The organism is Shinella sp. 1A1 (assembly GCF_055379515.1).
Genome location: NZ_AP039671.1, coordinates 2,062,538 through 2,079,447, shown reverse-complemented (window position 1 = coordinate 2,079,447; position 16,910 = coordinate 2,062,538). Strand labels below are relative to the sequence as shown.

The window sequence follows — 16,910 nt, the reverse complement described above, 5'->3', positions numbered from 1 at the left end:
CGGCTGGCGCGATGGCGGGGTTTGTCCTTTGCCGAAAAGGCGCTATGTCCGCGGCGGAAAGGATTTCGCCATGGCCCAGAACATCTACGACCAGCCCGCCTTCTTCGAGGGCTATTCCAGCCTTCCCCGCTCGGTCCACGGGCTTGCGGGCGCGGCGGAATGGGAATCGGTGCGCGCGCTGCTGCCCGATCTTGCGGGCCGCCGCGTCGTCGATCTCGGCTGCGGCTTCGGCTGGTTCGCGCGCCATGCCGCCGCGGAGGGGGCGAAAAGCGTGCTCGCCCTCGATCTTTCGGAAAACATGCTGGCGCGCGCGAAGGCGGAAACGCAATCGCCGGCCGTGCGCTACGAGATCGCCGATCTCGACCGGCTCGAATTGCCGAAGGACACCTTCGACTTCGCCTATTCCTCGCTCGCCTTCCATTATATCGCGGATTTCGACCGGCTGGTGCGCACGATCCATGCGGCGCTGGTGCCGGGTTCGTCCTTCGTCTTCACCATCGAGCACCCGCTCTACATGGCACCCTCGGCGCCGAACTGGGCAGAGGTCGATGGCCGCACGGTCTGGCCGGTGGATGGCTACCTTATCGAAGGCCCGCGCACGACGGACTGGCTCGCCAAGGGTGTCGTCAAGCATCACCGCACCCTCGGCACGACGCTGAATGCACTCATCGCCGCGGGGTTCGTCATCCGTCATGTCGAGGAGTGGAAGCCGAGCGAAGCGCAGCTTGCCGCGCATCCCGAATGGCAGGTGGAGCTCAATCGGCCGATGTTCCTGCTGATTGCCTGCGAGCGGCCCTGAAAACAGGGCGGCGGCCCTTTACGCCGGCTGCGGCTGCGCTAGAACTATGCCGTGGAGCCATTCGCCGGCGCTACGATAACAAGACAAGCCGGCGCTTATCGGAAGGGAAGCCGAGCCCATGACGCAACCGACCTTGCCGCTTAACGGAGCCTGCCGTTGCGGGCGGGTGAAAATCCGCATCAGCGCGCCGCCGCTCCTGACCATGGCCTGCCATTGCACCGGCTGCCAGCGCATGTCGGCCAGCGCCTATTCGCTGAGCGCGGCGATCCCCTCGGAGGGTTTTGCCGTCACGGCGGGCGAGCCGGTCGTCGCCGGCGCCAGCCGCGAGGCGGGGCATCACTTCTGTCCCGATTGCATGACCTGGATGTTCACGCGGCCGGCGGGCATGGATTTCTTCGTCAATGTCCGGCCGACCATGTTCGACGATACCGGCTGGTTCCAGCCCTTCATCGAAACCTATACCAGCGAGAAGCTCGCCTTCGCCGCGACCGGCGCCGTGCACAGCTACGAGAAATTTCCGCCGATGGAGGATTACGAGACGCTCGTCGCCGCCTATGCGGCGCGCGCGGCGTGAGCTGCCGCCCTTCGATCCGACCGTCCCTTCCAGCCGTGAGTGCGCGTCCATGACCTCTGCCTTTATCACCCATCTGCAATCCGAAATCGCCGGCCTCAAGTCCGCCGGTCTCTACAAGTCCGAGCGCGTCATCACCTCCAAGCAGGCGGGCGAGATCACTGTGACCTCGGGCGAGCGCGTGCTGAACTTCTGCGCCAACAACTATCTCGGCCTCGCCGACAACGAGGAACTGGCGGAGGCCGGCAAGAAGGCGCTCGACCGCTACGGCTACGGCATGGCCTCCGTGCGCTTCATCTGCGGCACGCAGGAGGAGCACAAGCAACTGGAGGCGCGCATCTCAGCCTTCCTCGGGCTGGAGGATACGATCCTCTATTCCTCCTGCTTCGATGCCAATGGCGGCCTGTTCGAGACGCTGCTTTCAGAGGAGGACGCCATCATCTCCGATGCGCTGAACCATGCCTCGATCATCGACGGCGTGCGGCTCTCCAAGGCGAAGCGCTTCCGCTATGCCAACAACGACATGGCGGCTCTAGAAGAGGAATTGAAGAAGGCGGAAGGCAGCCGCTTCAAGATGATCGCCACGGACGGCGTCTTCTCGATGGACGGCATCATCGCCAATCTCGAGGGGGTCTGCGACCTTGCGGAAAAGTACGGTGCGATGGTCATGGTGGACGACAGCCATGCGGTCGGCTTCGTCGGCAGGCACGGCCGGGGCTCGGCGGAGCATTGTGGCGTGGAAGGCCGGGTCGATATCATCACCGGCACGCTCGGCAAGGCGCTCGGTGGCGCTTCGGGCGGCTATACGTCGGGCAGGCGGGAAGTGGTCGAATGGCTGCGCCAGCGCTCGCGGCCCTATCTCTTCTCCAACACGCTCGCCCCGGTCATCGCGGCCGCCTCGCTGAAGGTCTTCGATCTCATCGACAATGGCGATGCGCTCAGGAAACGGCTCTGTGCCAATGCCGATCTCTTCCGCGCGGAGATGACGAAGCTCGGCTTCACGCTTGCGGGCGAGGGGCATCCGATCATCCCCGTCATGCTGGGCGATGCGAGCCTTGCGCAGGAGATGGCGAGCCGCATGCTGGAAAAGGGCGTCTATGTCATCGGCTTCTCCTTCCCCGTCGTGCCACGCGGGCAGGCGCGCATTCGCACCCAGATGTCGGCCGCGCACAGCGAGGCGGATGTTCGCAAGGCGATTGACGTCTTCGCCGAGGTCGGACGCGAACTGGGCGTCATTTGAACTACCTTCTGAATCCCTTGCGGAGATTTCGTCATGTCGAACATGATGCGTGCGCTGGTTAAAGCAAAGCCTGAAGTCGGCCTCTGGATGGAGACCGTGCCGGTGCCGGAGGTCGGCCCGAACGACGTGCTGATCCGGGTGAAGAAGTCCGCCATCTGCGGCACGGACGTGCATATCTGGAACTGGGACCACTGGGCGCAGAAGACCATTCCGGTGCCCATGGTCGTCGGCCATGAATTCGTCGGCGAGATCGCCGAGGTCGGCTCGGCGGTCACGAAGTATCATGTCGGGGAAAGGGTCTCGGGCGAGGGGCATATTGTCTGCGGCAAGTGCCGCAACTGCCGCGCCGGGCGCGGGCATCTCTGCCACTATACCAAAGGCGTCGGCGTCAACCGGCCGGGCTCCTTCGGGGAGTTCGTCTGCATTCCCGAGCACAATGTCGTGCCGATCCCGGACGACGTGCCGGACGAGGTGGCGGCGATCTTCGATCCGTTCGGCAATGCCGTGCACACGGCGCTTTCCTTCGATCTCGTCGGCGAGGACGTGCTCGTCACCGGGGCAGGCCCCATCGGCATCATGGGGGCGATGGTGGCCAAGCGCTCCGGTGCGCGCAAGGTCGTCATCACCGACATCAACCCCGTCCGTCTCGACCTCGCCCGCAAGGTCGGCATCGATCATGTGGTCGACGCCTCGAAGGAGGACCTCGCTACTGTCATGACGGAGATCGGCATGACGGAAGGCTTCGACGTCGGCCTCGAAATGTCGGGCGCCCCGCCGGCCTTCCGCTCGATGATCGACACGATGAACAATGGCGGCAAGATCGCCATTCTCGGCATCGCGCCGGACGGCTTCGGCATCGACTGGAACAAGGTGATCTTCAAGATGCTGACGCTGAAGGGCATCTACGGGCGCGAGATGTTCGAGACCTGGTACAAGATGATCGCCTTCGTGCAGGGCGGGCTCGACCTTTCGCCGATCATCACCCACCGCATCAAGATCGACGAGTTCCGGGACGGCTTCGAGGCGATGCGCTCGGGCAATTCCGGCAAGGTTGTCATGGACTGGTACTGATGCATGCCGCGCAAAAGTGTGTAGCGGTTTTGCGGCAACGGCATGCGTCTGAACAAAAGGAGGACTGCGTATGAAGTACGAGGGAAGCTGCCATTGCGGCAATGTCGCCTTCGAGGTGGAGGGCGAGTTCACCTCCGCGCTCGACTGCAACTGTTCCATGTGCCGGCGGCGCGGCGGGCTTCTGGCCTTCGTGCCGCGCGAGAACCTGCGGCTGACGGTGCCGGAGGAAAACGTCTCGACCTACACGTTCAACCGCCATGTCATCCAGCATCATTTCTGCGCCAGTTGCGGCATCGCGCCCTATGGCGAGGGGAGCGATCCGAAGGGCAACAGGATGGCGGCGGTGAACCTGCGCTGCATCCCCGCGGTCGATCTTGAAACATTGAGGATCGACAAGGTGGACGGGCGCTCGTTCTGAGGCGGGTGATTCGGTCGGGGGTGCCGGGCGCGTGCCCTTGTCTTTCCGGGATTTGCCCCTACATGAGGCTCAATCGCCCGGATCCGCCGACTTTCCTGTCCGCGAACCCGAATCGGAACCTTTTCCGGCTTTTTTACCGGAAAAGCTTGACGTAACCGAAAATTCTGGGAATCACCATGGTTGGCTGAGAAGGAATGGGTACGGCGGATCGGGAAGTCATGTCAATTATGTTGCTCAGGCAACATTCCCACGATCCCGCGGGCCGGGATGTGGTTAATCGGGATTTAATTGTCAATCCGTTAGGTCAGGGACGCTGATTCGCGTTTGCGCATGCCGAAGGGCGATCGGCTGCGGAACCCCGACCGCTTGGAAACTGATGCTCAGGAAAGCGACGAAATAATATGGCGACAAAGGTCAAAGAGAACGAGGAAGTCGAAAACGAACGCGAAGGCGCATCCGACGGCCCTCTTCTCGATCTTTCCGATGATGCCGTCAAGAAGATGATCAAGGCCGCCAAGAAGCGCGGCTATGTCACGATGGATGAGCTGAACTCCGTCCTGCCGTCCGAGGAAGTCACCTCGGAGCAGATCGAGGACACGATGGCCATGCTTTCGGACATGGGCATCAACGTCATCGAGGACGAGGACGCCGAAGAGGCGGCCCAGACCGACGACGAAGGCGGCGACGACGACAACGAGAGCGAAGGCGGGGAGCTTGCCGCTTCCGGCGGCACCGCGCTTGCGACCGCCAAGAAGAAGGAGCCGACGGACCGTACGGACGACCCGGTGCGCATGTATCTGCGCGAGATGGGCTCCGTCGAACTCCTGTCGCGCGAAGGCGAAATCGCCATCGCGAAGCGCATCGAAGCCGGCCGCGAGACGATGATCGCCGGCCTCTGTGAGAGCCCGCTGACGTTCCAGGCCATCATCATCTGGCGGGATGAACTCAACGAAGGCCAGACGCTGCTGCGCGAGATCATCGATCTCGAGACGACCTATTCCGGTCCCGAGGCGAAGGCTGCCCCGCAGTTCCAGAGCCCGGAAAAGATCGAGGCCGACCGCAAGGCGGCCGAGGAGAAGGAAAAGAACCGCAAGCCGCGGGCCGCCAACGACGACGACATCACCAATGTCGGCGGCGAAGGTCTGCCGCCGGAGGAAGAGGAAGAGGACGACGACGAGTCGAACCTCTCGCTCGCCGCCATGGAAGCGGAACTGCGCCCGCAGGTCATGGAAACGCTCGACACGATCGCCGAGACCTACAAGAAGCTGCGCAAGCTGCAGGACCAGCAGGTGGAAGCCCGCCTGCAGGCGACCGGTACGCTCTCGCCCGCCCAGGAGCGCCGCTACAAGGAGCTCAAGGACGAGCTGATCACGGCCGTCAAGTCGCTGTCGCTCAACCAGAACCGCGTCGACAGCCTCGTCGAGCAGCTCTACGACATCTCCAAGCGCCTGATGCAGAACGAGGGCCGCCTGCTGCGCCTTGCCGAAAGCTACGGCGTCAAGCGTGACTCGTTCCTCGAACAGTATTCCGGCGCGGAACTCGATCCGAACTGGATGAAGTCGATCGCCAATCTGGCCGCCCGCGGCTGGAAGGAGTTCGCCAAGAACGAGAACACGACGATCCGCGACATCCGTCAGGAGATCCAGAAGCTCGCCACGGAAACCGGCATTTCCATCGCCGAATTCCGCCGCATCGTCTCGATGGTGCAGAAGGGCGAGCGCGAGGCGCGTATCGCCAAGAAGGAGATGGTGGAAGCCAACCTCCGTCTCGTGATCTCGATCGCCAAGAAGTACACGAACCGCGGCCTCCAGTTCCTCGATCTCATCCAGGAAGGCAATATCGGCCTCATGAAGGCGGTCGACAAGTTCGAGTATCGCCGCGGCTACAAGTTCTCCACCTACGCGACGTGGTGGATCCGGCAGGCGATCACCCGCTCGATCGCCGACCAGGCCCGCACGATCCGCATCCCGGTGCACATGATCGAGACGATCAACAAGATCGTCCGTACCTCGCGCCAGATGCTGCACGAGATCGGCCGCGAGCCGACCCCGGAAGAACTGGCCGAAAAGCTCGCCATGCCGCTCGAGAAGGTCCGCAAGGTCCTGAAGATCGCCAAGGAGCCGATCTCGCTGGAAACGCCTGTCGGTGACGAAGAAGACAGCCACCTCGGCGATTTCATCGAGGACAAGAACGCGCTTCTGCCGATCGACGCCGCCATCCAGGCGAACCTGCGCGAGACGACGACCCGCGTGCTGGCCTCGCTGACGCCGCGCGAAGAGCGCGTCCTGCGCATGCGCTTCGGCATCGGCATGAACACGGACCACACGCTGGAAGAAGTCGGCCAGCAGTTCTCGGTGACCCGCGAACGTATCCGCCAGATCGAGGCGAAGGCGCTGCGCAAGCTCAAGCACCCGAGCCGCAGCCGCAAGCTGCGCTCGTTCCTCGACAGCTGAGGCGGCGAAGAAACCGAAAAGCCCCGCGACCGAGAGGTTGCGGGGCTTTTTGTTTGTGGGATGTGTCTGCCCCTCATCCGGCTGCCGCCACCTTCTCCCCGCAGGCGGGGAGAAGGGAAGGATGCCTGGGTTTCCTCAAACAAACACGGTCATGTGACTGGAAAAGGGTGCCGCATCTCCCTTCTCCCCGCTTGCGGGGAGAAGGTGGCGGCAGCCGGATGAGGGGCAATCCGCCCCCGCTACCTTACCACCCGCCGCAGCTCTGCAACTGCCGCGCATAGTTGCCGGCCATGGTCGACGCCCGCTTGGCGCCGGCCTTCGCCGTCGCGCTCCAGTTGCCGCGCTGGTAGCCGGTATGGCCGTGGTAATAGGCGATGTAGAGCCGGTACGTGTCGTTGAGCGCGATGCCGTTCCGGCGGTTGCTCTCCGTGTGATACCAGCCGATGAAGCGGATGGCGTCGCGGAAATCGGTGCGGCTCGCGGACCAGCGGCCCGTCTCGCGCTTGTAGCGCGCCCAGGTGCCGTCGAGCGCCTGCGAGAAGCCGAGCGCCGTCGACTGGCGCTTCCAGGGAATGAAGCCGAAGAGCTTGGTGCGCGGCGGGCGGGCGTTGTGCCGGAAACCGGACTCCGCATAGACCGTCGCCATCAGCACGGGGACGGGCACGCCATATTCGCGCTCTACACTATAGGCGGCTTTCCGCCAGTTATCGAAGTAGCCGTCGCGCTGCTCGAAGATGGCGCAGGCATTCTGCGTCTGTCTGGGGACGGACGCACATCCGGCGAGCAGCAGGAGGACGACGATCAATACGCAACGCATCGTGGATCCTCAAAATTTCCGGGTGTTTATAAATGGTAAATCTTAACAATCCGTTTTGATTCAATTGCGGTGTATCCTTATGCCGGGTGCGCCCAAACCGCCCGGCAAAGGTGCAATTGCATTATTTTGTTGCGCTTTTTGCCCTGCTGGCCTAATCAATCCACAGCACGCCGGGCCTTCGCGCACGATTGTTCCGGAGCGTGAAAGTACCCCGTCCTGCTATCGGACACGGCCTGCGCCGTCCGGGCGCAGAATGGCTTGCGACCGGGCCCCTTGGCGGCCCCAGTTGAGGAGAGAACCATGAAGAAGCAGATTTTCGCCGGAGCCTTCCTTGCGGCCTCCGTCGCCTTTGCGCCGCTTGCCCATGCCGATATCGTCATCGGCCTCATCGCCCCGCTCACCGGCCCCGTCGCCGCCTATGGCGACCAGGTGAAGAACGGCGCGGAAGCGGCCGTCGACCAGATCAACAAGAACGGCGGCATCCTCGGCGAAAAGGTCGTGCTGAAGCTGACGGACGATGCTGGCGAGCCCAAGCAGGGCGTTTCGGCCGCCAACCAGATCGTCGGCGAAGGCATTCATTTCGTCGTCGGCCCGGTCACCTCCGGCGTTGCCATCCCGGCTTCCGACGTGCTGGCCGAGAACGGCATCCTGATGGTCACCCCGACCGCGACCGCGCCGGACCTCACCGCGCGTGGCCTCACCAACGTGCTGCGCACCTGCGGCCGTGACGATCAGCAGGCCGAAGTCGCCGCCGCCTATGTGCTGGCCAAGATGAAGGACAAGAAGGTCGCCATCGTCCATGACAAGGGCGCCTACGGCAAGGGCCTGGCAGACGCCTTCAAGGCGGCGCTCAACAAGGGCGGCGTCAACGAGGTGCTCTACGATTCCATCACGCCCGGCGACAAGGACTTCAGCGCGCTGGTCACGCGCCTCAAGTCCGAGGGCGTCGAAGTCATCTACTTCGGCGGCTACCATCCGGAAGGCGGCCTGCTCGCCCGCCAGCTGAAGGACATGTCCGTCAGCGCCACGATCATCGGCGGCGAAGGCCTCTCCAACAGCGAATACTGGGCGATCGGCAACGACGCTTCGGCCGGCACGCTCTTCACCAACGCGTCCGACGCGCTGAAGAGCCCCGACTCGCAGGCGGCCGTCGCCGTTCTCAAGGAAAAGGGCGTCCCGCCGGAAGCCTTCACGCTCAATGCCTATGCCGCCGTCGAAGTTCTGAAGGCCGGCATCGAGAAGGCCGGCAGCGCTGAAGACCCGGTTGCCGTCGCCACGGCCCTGAAGTCCGGCGAAGCCATCCCGACCGCCATCGGCAAGCTGACCTACGGCGAGACCGGCGACCTCACCTCGCAGAGCTTCTCGCTCTTCAAGTGGGAAGACGGCAAGATCGTCGACGCCGAATAAGGTTGTCGTCATTCGAATGCGGACGCCGGGGTTTTGCCCCGGCGTTTTCGTTTTTGGGGGGGCTGCCCCTCATCCCGCTGCCGCGACCTTCTCCCAGCAAGCGGGGCGAAGGCGAATTCTGGGCCGGTTTCCTGCAAATCGGACCGATGAGGGAAGAATGCAACGGTCCTACATGTCTCTTCTCCCCGCTTGCGGGGAGAAGGTGCCAGCAGGCGGATGAGGGCCGTCCCCTTACCGCCCCGCCCGGAACTTCTCCTTCAGCCGCGCGATGTCCGCCGCGCTCCAGTCCGTCACGTCCGTCACCGCGATCCACGGGTCGATATAGTGCTCGCCCGCATAGACATGCCCGAGCCCCATGGGTGTCGTCGTCGCCATCGCCATGTCGAGCGTCAGTTGCAGGAAGGTGACGACGGGGTACCACTGGAAGTTCGGAGAGACGTCCGGTCCGCGCGGCACGGCCATCCAGGCGGGTTGCCGGTAGAAGGAATAGGGATCGTAGAAGACGATCGGATCGCTGGCATATTGCAGATAGACGATGCGCATCGGTCCCCAGTGGTCGCCCGCCTCGGGCAGGGCGTTGCGCTGGCTGGTGAAGCGCACATAGGAGCCGTCGCGGAAGCGCGGCAGCCAGGCGGGCGTGCCCGGATTGCGCTCGGCCGTCATCTTGCGCCAGATGCGGCTGGGGAAGGGCGGCCCGGCCCAGAGCGCGCCCTGGTAGGGATCGCCGATCACCTCGAAGAGTTCCGCCGACTGCTCGGAGGAGAGGGCGCCGAGGCTGAGGCCGTAGAGGTAGAGCTTCGGCCGATGCGCCTTCGGCAGGGCGGTCCAGTGCCCATAGACGGCGCGGAAGAGGGCGCGCGCCGCCTCCGCTCCGTAATCGGGCTCTGCCAGCAGCGAGAGCCAGCTTGCGAGATAGGAATACTGGATGGCGACGCTCGCGATATCGCCGTGATGCAGGTATTCGACCGTGTCGATGCCCTCGGGATCGACCCAGCCGGTGCCCGTCGGCATGACGATGAGAAGGGTCGAGCGTTCGAAACCGCCGACGCGGATAAGCTCGTCGAGCGCGATCTTCGCCCGCGCCTCCGCCGTTTCGGCGGCGTTGAGCCCGGCATAGACCCGCAGCGGCTCCATGGCCGGCTTGCCGGTGAAGGCGACGATGTCGGCGGATGACGGCCCGCTCGCCACGAAGGCCCGACCCATGCGGCCGAGCTCGTCCCAGCGCACCAGCGAGGCGGCACTGCCCGACTTCATGGGATCGGTCGGTTCCGCTGTGTCCGGCTCGATCACCTGGTCGAGATGCCGGAAGGAGGAATCGGCCGTGTGCAGCACGAAGCGCAGGAGAAGCCCGTCCGCCAGCGTCCAGAACAGCGTCGCGGCGAGCGCCGTGCCGATGACATAGGAAAGGCGGCGCGGGGCCGCGCGGCGCGATGTCCGGGCGAAGAGCCGGACCAGGAACGCGAAGAGCCGCCCGAGGCCGAACACCACGAGGAAGACGAGGAGCGCGATGAGGCCGACATAGAAGGGATGGGCGGTCTCGATCGGCGGCAGGTGCATCAGCGTGCGGATGGAGTTCTGCCACTCCGCCGTGCGCCAGAGGAAGACGAGCACGACGATGCCGGAAAGGCCGCCCGCCATAATCATGATCCACCGCCGGAGGCGGTCCTTCGGCTCCGGCAGTTCCAGCCAGAACCACAGCGCGGAAAAGAGCGCGCCAAGCCCGTAGCCGCAGGCCATGGCGATGCCCGAGAGCATGCCCTGGGTGAGGTAGGTGCGCGGCAGGAGACTCGGCGTCAGCGACGCGGCGAAGAAAAGCGTGCCCAGCACGAGGCCGGTGGCGGAGAGGGAAAGGACGACCCGCCAGAACCAATCCCGCACGACAATCTCCCTTCCGCTTCAACGCCTTCGGGGTGCAAACCTCGCATGGCGGCCGAAGCGGCGCAAGCTGCCGCAGGCCGCCGGTGAAATAACCTCCCCCTTGTCGGATCGCGGAACTGACACACGTCCTTGTCATGTCCCAACAAGGAGGAAGCGGACATGGCCTATGTTGACGGGTTTCTGCTGGCGGTGCCGAAGGCCAATCTGGAGGCCTACAAGGCGATGGCGCGCACGGCGGGCGCGGTTTGGAAGGAATACGGCGCGATAGACTATGTGGAATGTATCGGGGACGACGTTCCCTATGGCGAGCTCACCTCATTTCCCCGCGCCGTGCTGGCGAGCGACGACGAGGTCGTGATCTTTTCCTGGATCACCTATGAATCGCGCGCGCGCCGCGACGAGGTCCTCGCCAAGGTCATGGCCGATGCCCGCCTGCAGGGCGACGACTGGAAGGACGTCTTCGACGGCAAGCGGATGATCTATGGCGGTTTCGAGGCCTTCGTCGAGTTGTGAGCGACGGGCGGTTGCGCTATCACGCGGGCTACCGGAAGAAAGGACTTGCCATGAAGGACCTCTATTACGCGATCGTCGGCACCACGACCGACACCAATGCCGGCCTCGTGCGCTTCATGGGCGTCATCCTCGCCTTCATCGTGATCGCTGGCACGGTGTTCTGGGCGATCGGCTGAGGCGGGCGGCGCCGTGGCGCAGGCCGTCATCTCGGTTTCGACCCGCGGGCAGGGGCTCTACGAGTTCACCCGCGAGGCCGAGGCCTTCGTGCGCAAGGCAGGCATGGAAACGGGCCTGCTGACCGTCTTCGTCCGCCATACATCCTGCTCGCTGCTCATCCAGGAAAATGCCGACCCGGATGTACGGCGCGACCTCGATCAATTCTTCCGCCGCCTCGTGCCGCCGTCCGACGATCCCGCCATGGGCTGGATCGTGCATACGCTGGAAGGGCCGGACGACATGCCGGCCCATATCAAAGCGGCGCTGACGCAGGTTTCGATCGGCATTCCTGTCATGGCCGGCCGGCCGGCGCTCGGCACCTGGCAGGGCCTCTATCTCTTCGAGCATCGCGACCGGCCGCACCGGCGGGAGATCGTGCTGCATCTCGGCTCTTGACGGAACCCGTTCGCGCGATGGAACGTTTCCCTGCCGCTGGAAAGAGGAGACATCCATGGCTGACAGGGAAAGCATCAGGGATACGGTCGTCGAGGCGCTGAATGCCCGCGATTTCGCCGCGCTCGCCGGCAGGGTGGACGAGGACGTCGCCATTTCCGGCATCGGCGAGGGCAGCGACAATGGCCGTGAGGCATTGCGGGAGCGGCTTGCCCGGCATTTCGAAGCCTTCGACGAAAGTTATGGCGATGCGCTGACGATGAGCGACGCCTCGGGCAACACGATCGCCATCCGCCTGACGGCCCGCGGCAGGGCCGCCGGCGGGGTTGCCTATTCGAAGGAAAAGATCCTGCTTCTGGAACTGGAGGAGGGGCTCATCACGCGCTTTGCGCTCTTTTCCACCGCGGAAAGTTGAACGCAGGCTGAACGACGAATTCGGTCTGCGTTCAGATCAGCCGCCATATGGTTTCCCCAATCGCCGGACAGAACAATCCGGTCGGAACGAACAGGAGATCCTTCCATGACGACCATTTTCAAAAAGACGCTTCTTGCCGCGGTCCTTGGCCTCGGCGCGCTGACCGCCTCCGTTCCGGCCGCCTCCGCTGCGGGCCTGAGCGTCACGGTCGAGCCGGCCGGCTACCGCAACGGCTTCCTGCAGGTCCAGGACTATGACGGCGGCTGGGATCGCGAGGACTATCGCCGTGATCGCGGCGATCGCTGGGATCGCGACCGCCGCCCTGACCGCCGCCATGGCGACTGGGGTCGCCGCGGCCGTTGCTCGCCGGAGCTGGCGATTGCCAAGGCGCGTGATTTCGGCCTGCGCCGTGCCCGCATCGTCGACATGTCGCCGCGCCGCGTCGTGGTCGAAGGCTTCCGCCGCGGCGACTATCGCCGCATCATCTTCGCGAACGAGCGTGGTTGCCCGGCCATGTAACGCCAAGGAGCAGGCGGGCGACCGCCCGCAGGCTCGCGACGGAAACCGTCCATCTCGTCACCCCCGGCCGATGGACGGCTACCCTCCCGGTTCCGCCGGGAGGGTTTTTGCGTTGGCGTGCCGTGCCGGGGCCAAGGCTTCCCGCCGCAAATGAAAAAGGGCCGGTTTCCCGGCCCTTTCGCTTGTCTGCGTCCCGCCCGGCTTACTTGCCGAGCGCGAAGGTCACGTTGACCACGACGGAATAGCTGTTCTCGCCGGTCGCCATCGGCACGGAGCCGGCATAGTCCTTGGCGACGGCGCGCATCATCGGCATGGGCTCGGCGCGGTAGCTCGTTTCCGAGATTTCCAGTACGCGGCCGAGATCGACGCCGGCGGCGGCCGTCAGTTCCTTCGCCTTGGCGATGGCGTTTTCGACGGCCTTCTTGCGCGCGGCGCTGACGGCGGTGTCGGGCTTGTCGTTGGTGAAGCGGATGCCGCCGCCCTGGTTGGCGCCGAGCGTCACCGCCTTGTCGAGGATCTCGCCGAGCTTGGAGAGGTCGCGCACGCGCAGGGTCAGCGTGTTGGTGACCTGGAAGCCGGTCAGGACCGGCGGCGGGTTCTCGCCCGTGGAGCTCTGCGTGTACTGGTATTGCGGGTTGATCGCAAAGCCCGAGGTCTGCAGGTCGCGCTCCTCGATGCCGGCTTCCTTCAGCGCGGCGAGGATTTCGGCCATGGCCTTGTTGTTGGCGTCGAGCGCCTCGCGGGCGGTCTTGGCATCCTTGACGACACCGAGGTCGATCAGCGCCATGTCGGGAGCCATTTCGGACGAACCCTCGCCGGTGACGACGATGGTCGATTCGCGCGGTTTCGCGGCTTCCTCGGCCCGTGCGGCGGCCGGAACGGCAGCGGCCAGTGCGAGCGAGAGGGCGACGAGGCTGGCGCCGGTGCGGCGGCCCAAGCTTCCGTGGAACATGTTGGAATGTCTCCTGATGGTTGTGTCCCTTGCCGCGTTCTTCGCCCGTGATTGTGTAGAGAATACGGCAGCGCTTGTGAGAATGGCCGATTTCGTCTAGACGCTTTCCCACCGTCGGCTGCCATTGACCGACGGCCCCGGCCATCCGGCCGGAACGGGCCTGTAGCTCAATGGTTAGAGCCGGCGGCTCATAACCGCTTGGTTGGGGGTTCGAGTCCCTCCGGGCCCACCATTTTCCTTCATTATCAGCCGTTTGAATGCGGGTTTGCCGGCAAGGTGGTCTTCTTGCGCAATCCGACATGCCGCGTCGCTGTTTCGATTGCTTTCTGTTGAACAATCATAATAATGTTATTCAACAAGGTTGGAGTAGACGCCCGGAAGGTGTCTGTGGAGGAGGATGTCATGAAGCCCAGTCCGATTACGGCGGCTCCCGCGGATGCGGCGGCGCGCAAGGCGGTGAAGCCGGTGGTGTGTTATCCGGTGGAGAGCCTGCCGCGGCCGGATCTTTCGGCCTATCGCGCGCTGCGCGACGACCTGGTGCTGGTCGAGACCATCGTCGTTCCGCCGCGCGAGGCGGCGACGTGGTCGGTGCCGGCGGGGCATTTCTGCCGTATCGTCTGCAGCGAGGGGCCGCAGGTCGGCGACCTCAACCTCTTCAATGCCAATGATCTGAAGGAACGGCTCTATACCGGCAAGACGCGGGCGCTGAACGGCACCCATGTCGGGCTCGGCGACCAGCTCTTCTCCAACTTCCCCTATCTGCGCCCCATCGCCACCATCACCCACGACACGCTGGACTGGTACGGCTTCGACGAATTCGGCGGCGCGGTGCATGACGTGATCGGCACGCGCTGCGATCCCTATACGCACAATCTGCTCAGCCATGGCGGCCAGTACCACCATTGCTGCCATTCCAACCTGACGCGCGCCTTCGCGCAGAAGACCGGCATGGCGCCGCGCGAGGCGGAAGGCTACGTGCACGACGTGCTGAACGTCTTCATGTGCACCGGCTTTACGCGCGACACCGGGCAGTATTTCATGAAGGCAAGCCCGGTGCGGCCGGGCGACTATCTGGAATTCTTCGCGGAGATCGATCTTCTCGGCTGCATGTCGGCCTGCCCGGGCGGGGATTGCTCGTCGGAGCACTCCTCCGACACGGCGGCCTGCCATCCGATGGTGGTCGAGGTCTACAAGGCAAAGGGCCTGTCGAAGGGCTGGGCGCCGCCGCCGGTCAACGGCTACGACGGCACCCACGGTCTCTAGCGCGGATCTCGGCGCGGGCGGCGGACGGCGCGGACCATGCCGCCTTGCCCGTCGCCGCAGAAGAAGCGGTCCGCGCCGTCGGATTCCAGGCCCGACACGCCGATGCCCCTGGGCATGACGATCCTGTCGAGTACCGCGCCCGTCGCGGGATCGATGTGGCGTAGGTCGCTTTCGTCGCCCTCCCAGGTGCCGTGCCAGAGCTCGCCGTCCACCCAGGTGACGCCCGTCACCATGCGGTTGCTCCGGACGACGCGGATGACCGCGCCGGTTTCCGGGTCGATCTGGTGGATCTGCTTGCCGCGATATTCCCCGACCCACAGCGAGCCCTCCGCCCAAGTAAGGCCGGAATCGCCGCCGTTGCCGGGGGCGGGGATGGTCGCCAGCACCGCGCCGGAGGCCGGGTCGATCTTGTGGATCCTGTCCTCGGAAATCTGGAAGAGGTGGCGGCCGTCATAGGCGGTGCCGGCATGGGCGGCCATCTCGATGGCGCCCAGCATGCGGCCGTCCTCGGGGTCGATCGCCCTGATGGCGTCGCCGGCGGCGAACCAGACGGCCTTGCCGTCGAACGTGACGCCGCCGACCTGCTCCACGCCGGAATAGGGGCCGTATTCGCGGATGATCTCTGCCTCGGTCGTACTCATCGTGATCTCCTTCGGGTCTGTCGATGATCCCATCCTAGCTGCCGGGCAGCGGACCTGGGAGTAACAAGAGTGTCGAGAAAGCGCCCGGCGTCGGCGTCAGCCAGCGCTGGGCCCGCCCGCGGCCGACGGGCTCCACCTTGCCGGCGGCGGCCAGCTGCTCCAGCGCGCGCTGCACGGTGCGGGCGCTGGAGCCGAGCGCGATGGCGAGCGCCGAGCTCGACCACGCCTCGCCATCGGCAAAGAGCGCCAGCACGTCCGCATGGGGTTCGTCCCGCGGCGGGGCGAGCACGACGACGTCCCGGTTCTCGCGCGGGGTCAGCAGGAAGCCGGTCGGGGTGGCGGCGATATCCGCGAAGGGGGTGATCTCGGCGCGCAGGCGGCCCATTTCCACGCGCAAGCGGGCGCGATGCGACTCATCGGCGTGCCGAGCGCGGAAGGCGCGTAGCAGCAGGGCCTCCCGGCTCGCATCGTCGGGAAATGCCTCGGCGAGCGTGCGCAGTAGGGAAAAGAGGATGGGGCGTGTGGCGAGCGGGATGGCCGTCTCCCCGCAGCGGACCACATGGCGGCAGGCATCGACGACGAGCGCCTCCGTCGCGAACAGGGCTTCCACGGCATCGGGCAGGAGCGGGCGCGCCTCGCCCCCGGCGATGAGGCGGGCCGCGGGCTGGCGAAGCACCGCAGCGGCATCCTCGACCTCGCGGATGAGCGCAGGGATGCCGGCCTGCCGGGCGGCGTCGATGGCGCGGGAGAAGGCCTCGCGGGCGATGCCGACGCGCAGCCGCCGGAGCGCGATGCCGGCGGCGGCCAGTTCGTGCGTGGCGCGCAGCGGCGGGGGCAGGGCGGCGGCATCCCGCTTCGCCAGCAGGGCGGTGGCTTCGTCGAGCCGGCCGATCAGCAGCAGGCGGCGGATGGCGAGCGTTTCGGCATGGGCGGCGTTGAGGCGGTCGCCATGCGCCTGAAGCGTCGCGCCGGCGGCGGCAAGCGCCTTGACCGGCCAGGCGAGGTCGCGCGCGGCAAGGGCGACTTCCGCCTCGGCGACGATGCAGCGCGCCCGCGCCACGGCCTCGCGCGGGCCGAAGGCGCGGGCGGCGCTCTTCAACAGGGCCTTCGCCCGGTCGAGATCGCCGAGCTGGGCCATGGCGATGCCGCGGAGCGCCAGCGCGGGGGCATCGTCGCGCAGCGCCACGCGATTCAGTGCGGCGAGCGGATCGCCCCCGGCCAGTGCCCGCGCGGCGGCAATGATCATCGAGTCCATACGATTCCCGTCACATTTGTCACTCCCGCTGCGGGGTTGCCGGCGCCTAGTCTTGCCGTGTCGATCCGGAGGAAAGGCGTTTTGTCGGC

General features: G+C 65.3%; 18 protein-coding genes and 1 tRNA gene. 14 read left to right on the top strand and 5 right to left on the bottom strand.

Going from position 1 to position 16,910, the window contains the following annotated elements; all coding sequences use genetic code 11:
* The first annotated feature begins 70 nt into the window (after positions 1-70).
* From ACZ48C_RS10305 to rpoD, 6 genes are all read left to right on the top strand, one after another.
* Entirely contained in the window at positions 71-799 is a 729-nt protein-coding gene (locus tag ACZ48C_RS10305; protein WP_464781040.1) for a class I SAM-dependent methyltransferase, read from the top strand.
* Between the two features lie 118 nt (positions 800-917).
* Complete coding sequence (locus ACZ48C_RS10300) at positions 918-1,373, top strand: GFA family protein (protein ID WP_464781039.1); 456 nt, start codon at positions 918-920, stop codon at positions 1,371-1,373.
* Between the two features lie 49 nt (positions 1,374-1,422).
* Positions 1,423-2,610, top strand: a complete 1,188-nt coding sequence (locus ACZ48C_RS10295) for a glycine C-acetyltransferase (protein WP_464781038.1) — start codon at positions 1,423-1,425, stop codon at positions 2,608-2,610.
* A 33-nt stretch (positions 2,611-2,643) separates the two neighbouring features.
* Complete coding sequence (tdh, locus tag ACZ48C_RS10290) at positions 2,644-3,681, top strand: L-threonine 3-dehydrogenase (protein WP_119257070.1); 1,038 nt, start codon at positions 2,644-2,646, stop codon at positions 3,679-3,681.
* Between the two features lie 70 nt (positions 3,682-3,751).
* Positions 3,752-4,099: a GFA family protein gene (locus ACZ48C_RS10285; protein ID WP_119257071.1), complete on the top strand. Its 348-nt coding sequence runs from the start codon at positions 3,752-3,754 to the stop codon at positions 4,097-4,099.
* 401 nt (positions 4,100-4,500) lie between these two features.
* The gene (rpoD, locus tag ACZ48C_RS10280; RefSeq protein WP_464781037.1) at positions 4,501-6,552 is read left to right on the top strand and encodes an RNA polymerase sigma factor RpoD; all 2,052 of its coding nucleotides are present in this window, start codon (positions 4,501-4,503) and stop codon (positions 6,550-6,552) included.
* 244 nt (positions 6,553-6,796) lie between these two features.
* On the opposite strand, the gene ACZ48C_RS10275 is transcribed toward rpoD, so the two are convergent.
* Entirely contained in the window at positions 6,797-7,369 is a 573-nt protein-coding gene (locus tag ACZ48C_RS10275) for a transglycosylase SLT domain-containing protein (RefSeq protein WP_119257074.1), read from the bottom strand.
* 300 nt (positions 7,370-7,669) lie between these two features.
* Here ACZ48C_RS10275 and ACZ48C_RS10270 point away from each other — a divergent pair, with 300 nt between their 5' ends.
* Complete coding sequence (locus ACZ48C_RS10270; RefSeq protein ID WP_119257075.1) at positions 7,670-8,776, top strand: ABC transporter substrate-binding protein; 1,107 nt, start codon at positions 7,670-7,672, stop codon at positions 8,774-8,776.
* A 231-nt stretch (positions 8,777-9,007) separates the two neighbouring features.
* Here the strand turns inward: ACZ48C_RS10270 and ACZ48C_RS10265 are convergent, their stop codons facing one another.
* On the bottom strand, positions 9,008-10,654 hold the full coding sequence (locus ACZ48C_RS10265) for an alpha/beta hydrolase (RefSeq protein WP_464781036.1): 1,647 nt from the start codon (positions 10,652-10,654) through the stop codon (positions 9,008-9,010).
* Between the two features lie 159 nt (positions 10,655-10,813).
* Here ACZ48C_RS10265 and ACZ48C_RS10260 point away from each other — a divergent pair, with 159 nt between their 5' ends.
* The 5 genes from ACZ48C_RS10260 to ACZ48C_RS10240 all read left to right on the top strand — a co-directional run bounded on the left by ACZ48C_RS10260 (position 10,814) and on the right by ACZ48C_RS10240 (position 12,710).
* Positions 10,814-11,167, top strand: a complete 354-nt coding sequence (locus tag ACZ48C_RS10260; protein WP_119257077.1) for a DUF1428 domain-containing protein — start codon at positions 10,814-10,816, stop codon at positions 11,165-11,167.
* A gap of 50 nt (positions 11,168-11,217) precedes the next feature.
* A complete protein-coding gene (locus tag ACZ48C_RS10255) occupies positions 11,218-11,343 on the top strand; it encodes a hypothetical protein (protein WP_281048102.1) in 126 nt (41 codons plus the stop codon).
* A 13-nt stretch (positions 11,344-11,356) separates the two neighbouring features.
* The gene (locus ACZ48C_RS10250; protein ID WP_464781035.1) at positions 11,357-11,779 is read left to right on the top strand and encodes a secondary thiamine-phosphate synthase enzyme YjbQ; all 423 of its coding nucleotides are present in this window, start codon (positions 11,357-11,359) and stop codon (positions 11,777-11,779) included.
* Positions 11,780-11,834: 55 nt separating this feature from the next.
* Positions 11,835-12,191, top strand: coding sequence for a nuclear transport factor 2 family protein (locus ACZ48C_RS10245; protein WP_464781034.1), 357 nt, complete (start codon positions 11,835-11,837; stop codon positions 12,189-12,191).
* 105 nt (positions 12,192-12,296) lie between these two features.
* Positions 12,297-12,710: a hypothetical protein gene (locus tag ACZ48C_RS10240; RefSeq protein ID WP_464781033.1), complete on the top strand. Its 414-nt coding sequence runs from the start codon at positions 12,297-12,299 to the stop codon at positions 12,708-12,710.
* A gap of 202 nt (positions 12,711-12,912) precedes the next feature.
* Here ACZ48C_RS10240 and ACZ48C_RS10235 read toward each other — a convergent pair whose 3' ends face one another.
* Positions 12,913-13,662, bottom strand: a complete 750-nt coding sequence (locus ACZ48C_RS10235) for an SIMPL domain-containing protein (protein WP_119257081.1) — start codon at positions 13,660-13,662, stop codon at positions 12,913-12,915.
* Between the two features lie 156 nt (positions 13,663-13,818).
* Here ACZ48C_RS10235 and ACZ48C_RS10230 point away from each other — a divergent pair.
* Positions 13,819-13,894: transfer RNA gene (locus ACZ48C_RS10230), tRNA-Ile, on the top strand.
* Positions 13,895-14,064: 170 nt separating this feature from the next.
* Positions 14,065-14,925 carry an urea carboxylase-associated family protein gene (locus ACZ48C_RS10225; RefSeq protein WP_464781032.1) on the top strand — a complete coding sequence of 287 codons (861 nt, stop codon included), beginning with the start codon at positions 14,065-14,067 and terminating at the stop codon, positions 14,923-14,925.
* On the opposite strand, the gene ACZ48C_RS10220 is transcribed toward ACZ48C_RS10225, so the two are convergent.
* On the bottom strand, positions 14,922-15,566 hold the full coding sequence (locus tag ACZ48C_RS10220; RefSeq protein ID WP_424548803.1) for a Vgb family protein: 645 nt from the start codon (positions 15,564-15,566) through the stop codon (positions 14,922-14,924). The two genes, ACZ48C_RS10225 and ACZ48C_RS10220, sit on opposite strands and share 4 nt — an antisense overlap.
* Before the next feature lie 34 nt (positions 15,567-15,600).
* Entirely contained in the window at positions 15,601-16,821 is a 1,221-nt protein-coding gene (locus ACZ48C_RS10215) for a helix-turn-helix domain-containing protein (protein WP_464781031.1), read from the bottom strand.
* Positions 16,822-16,910: the final 89 nt, after the last annotated feature.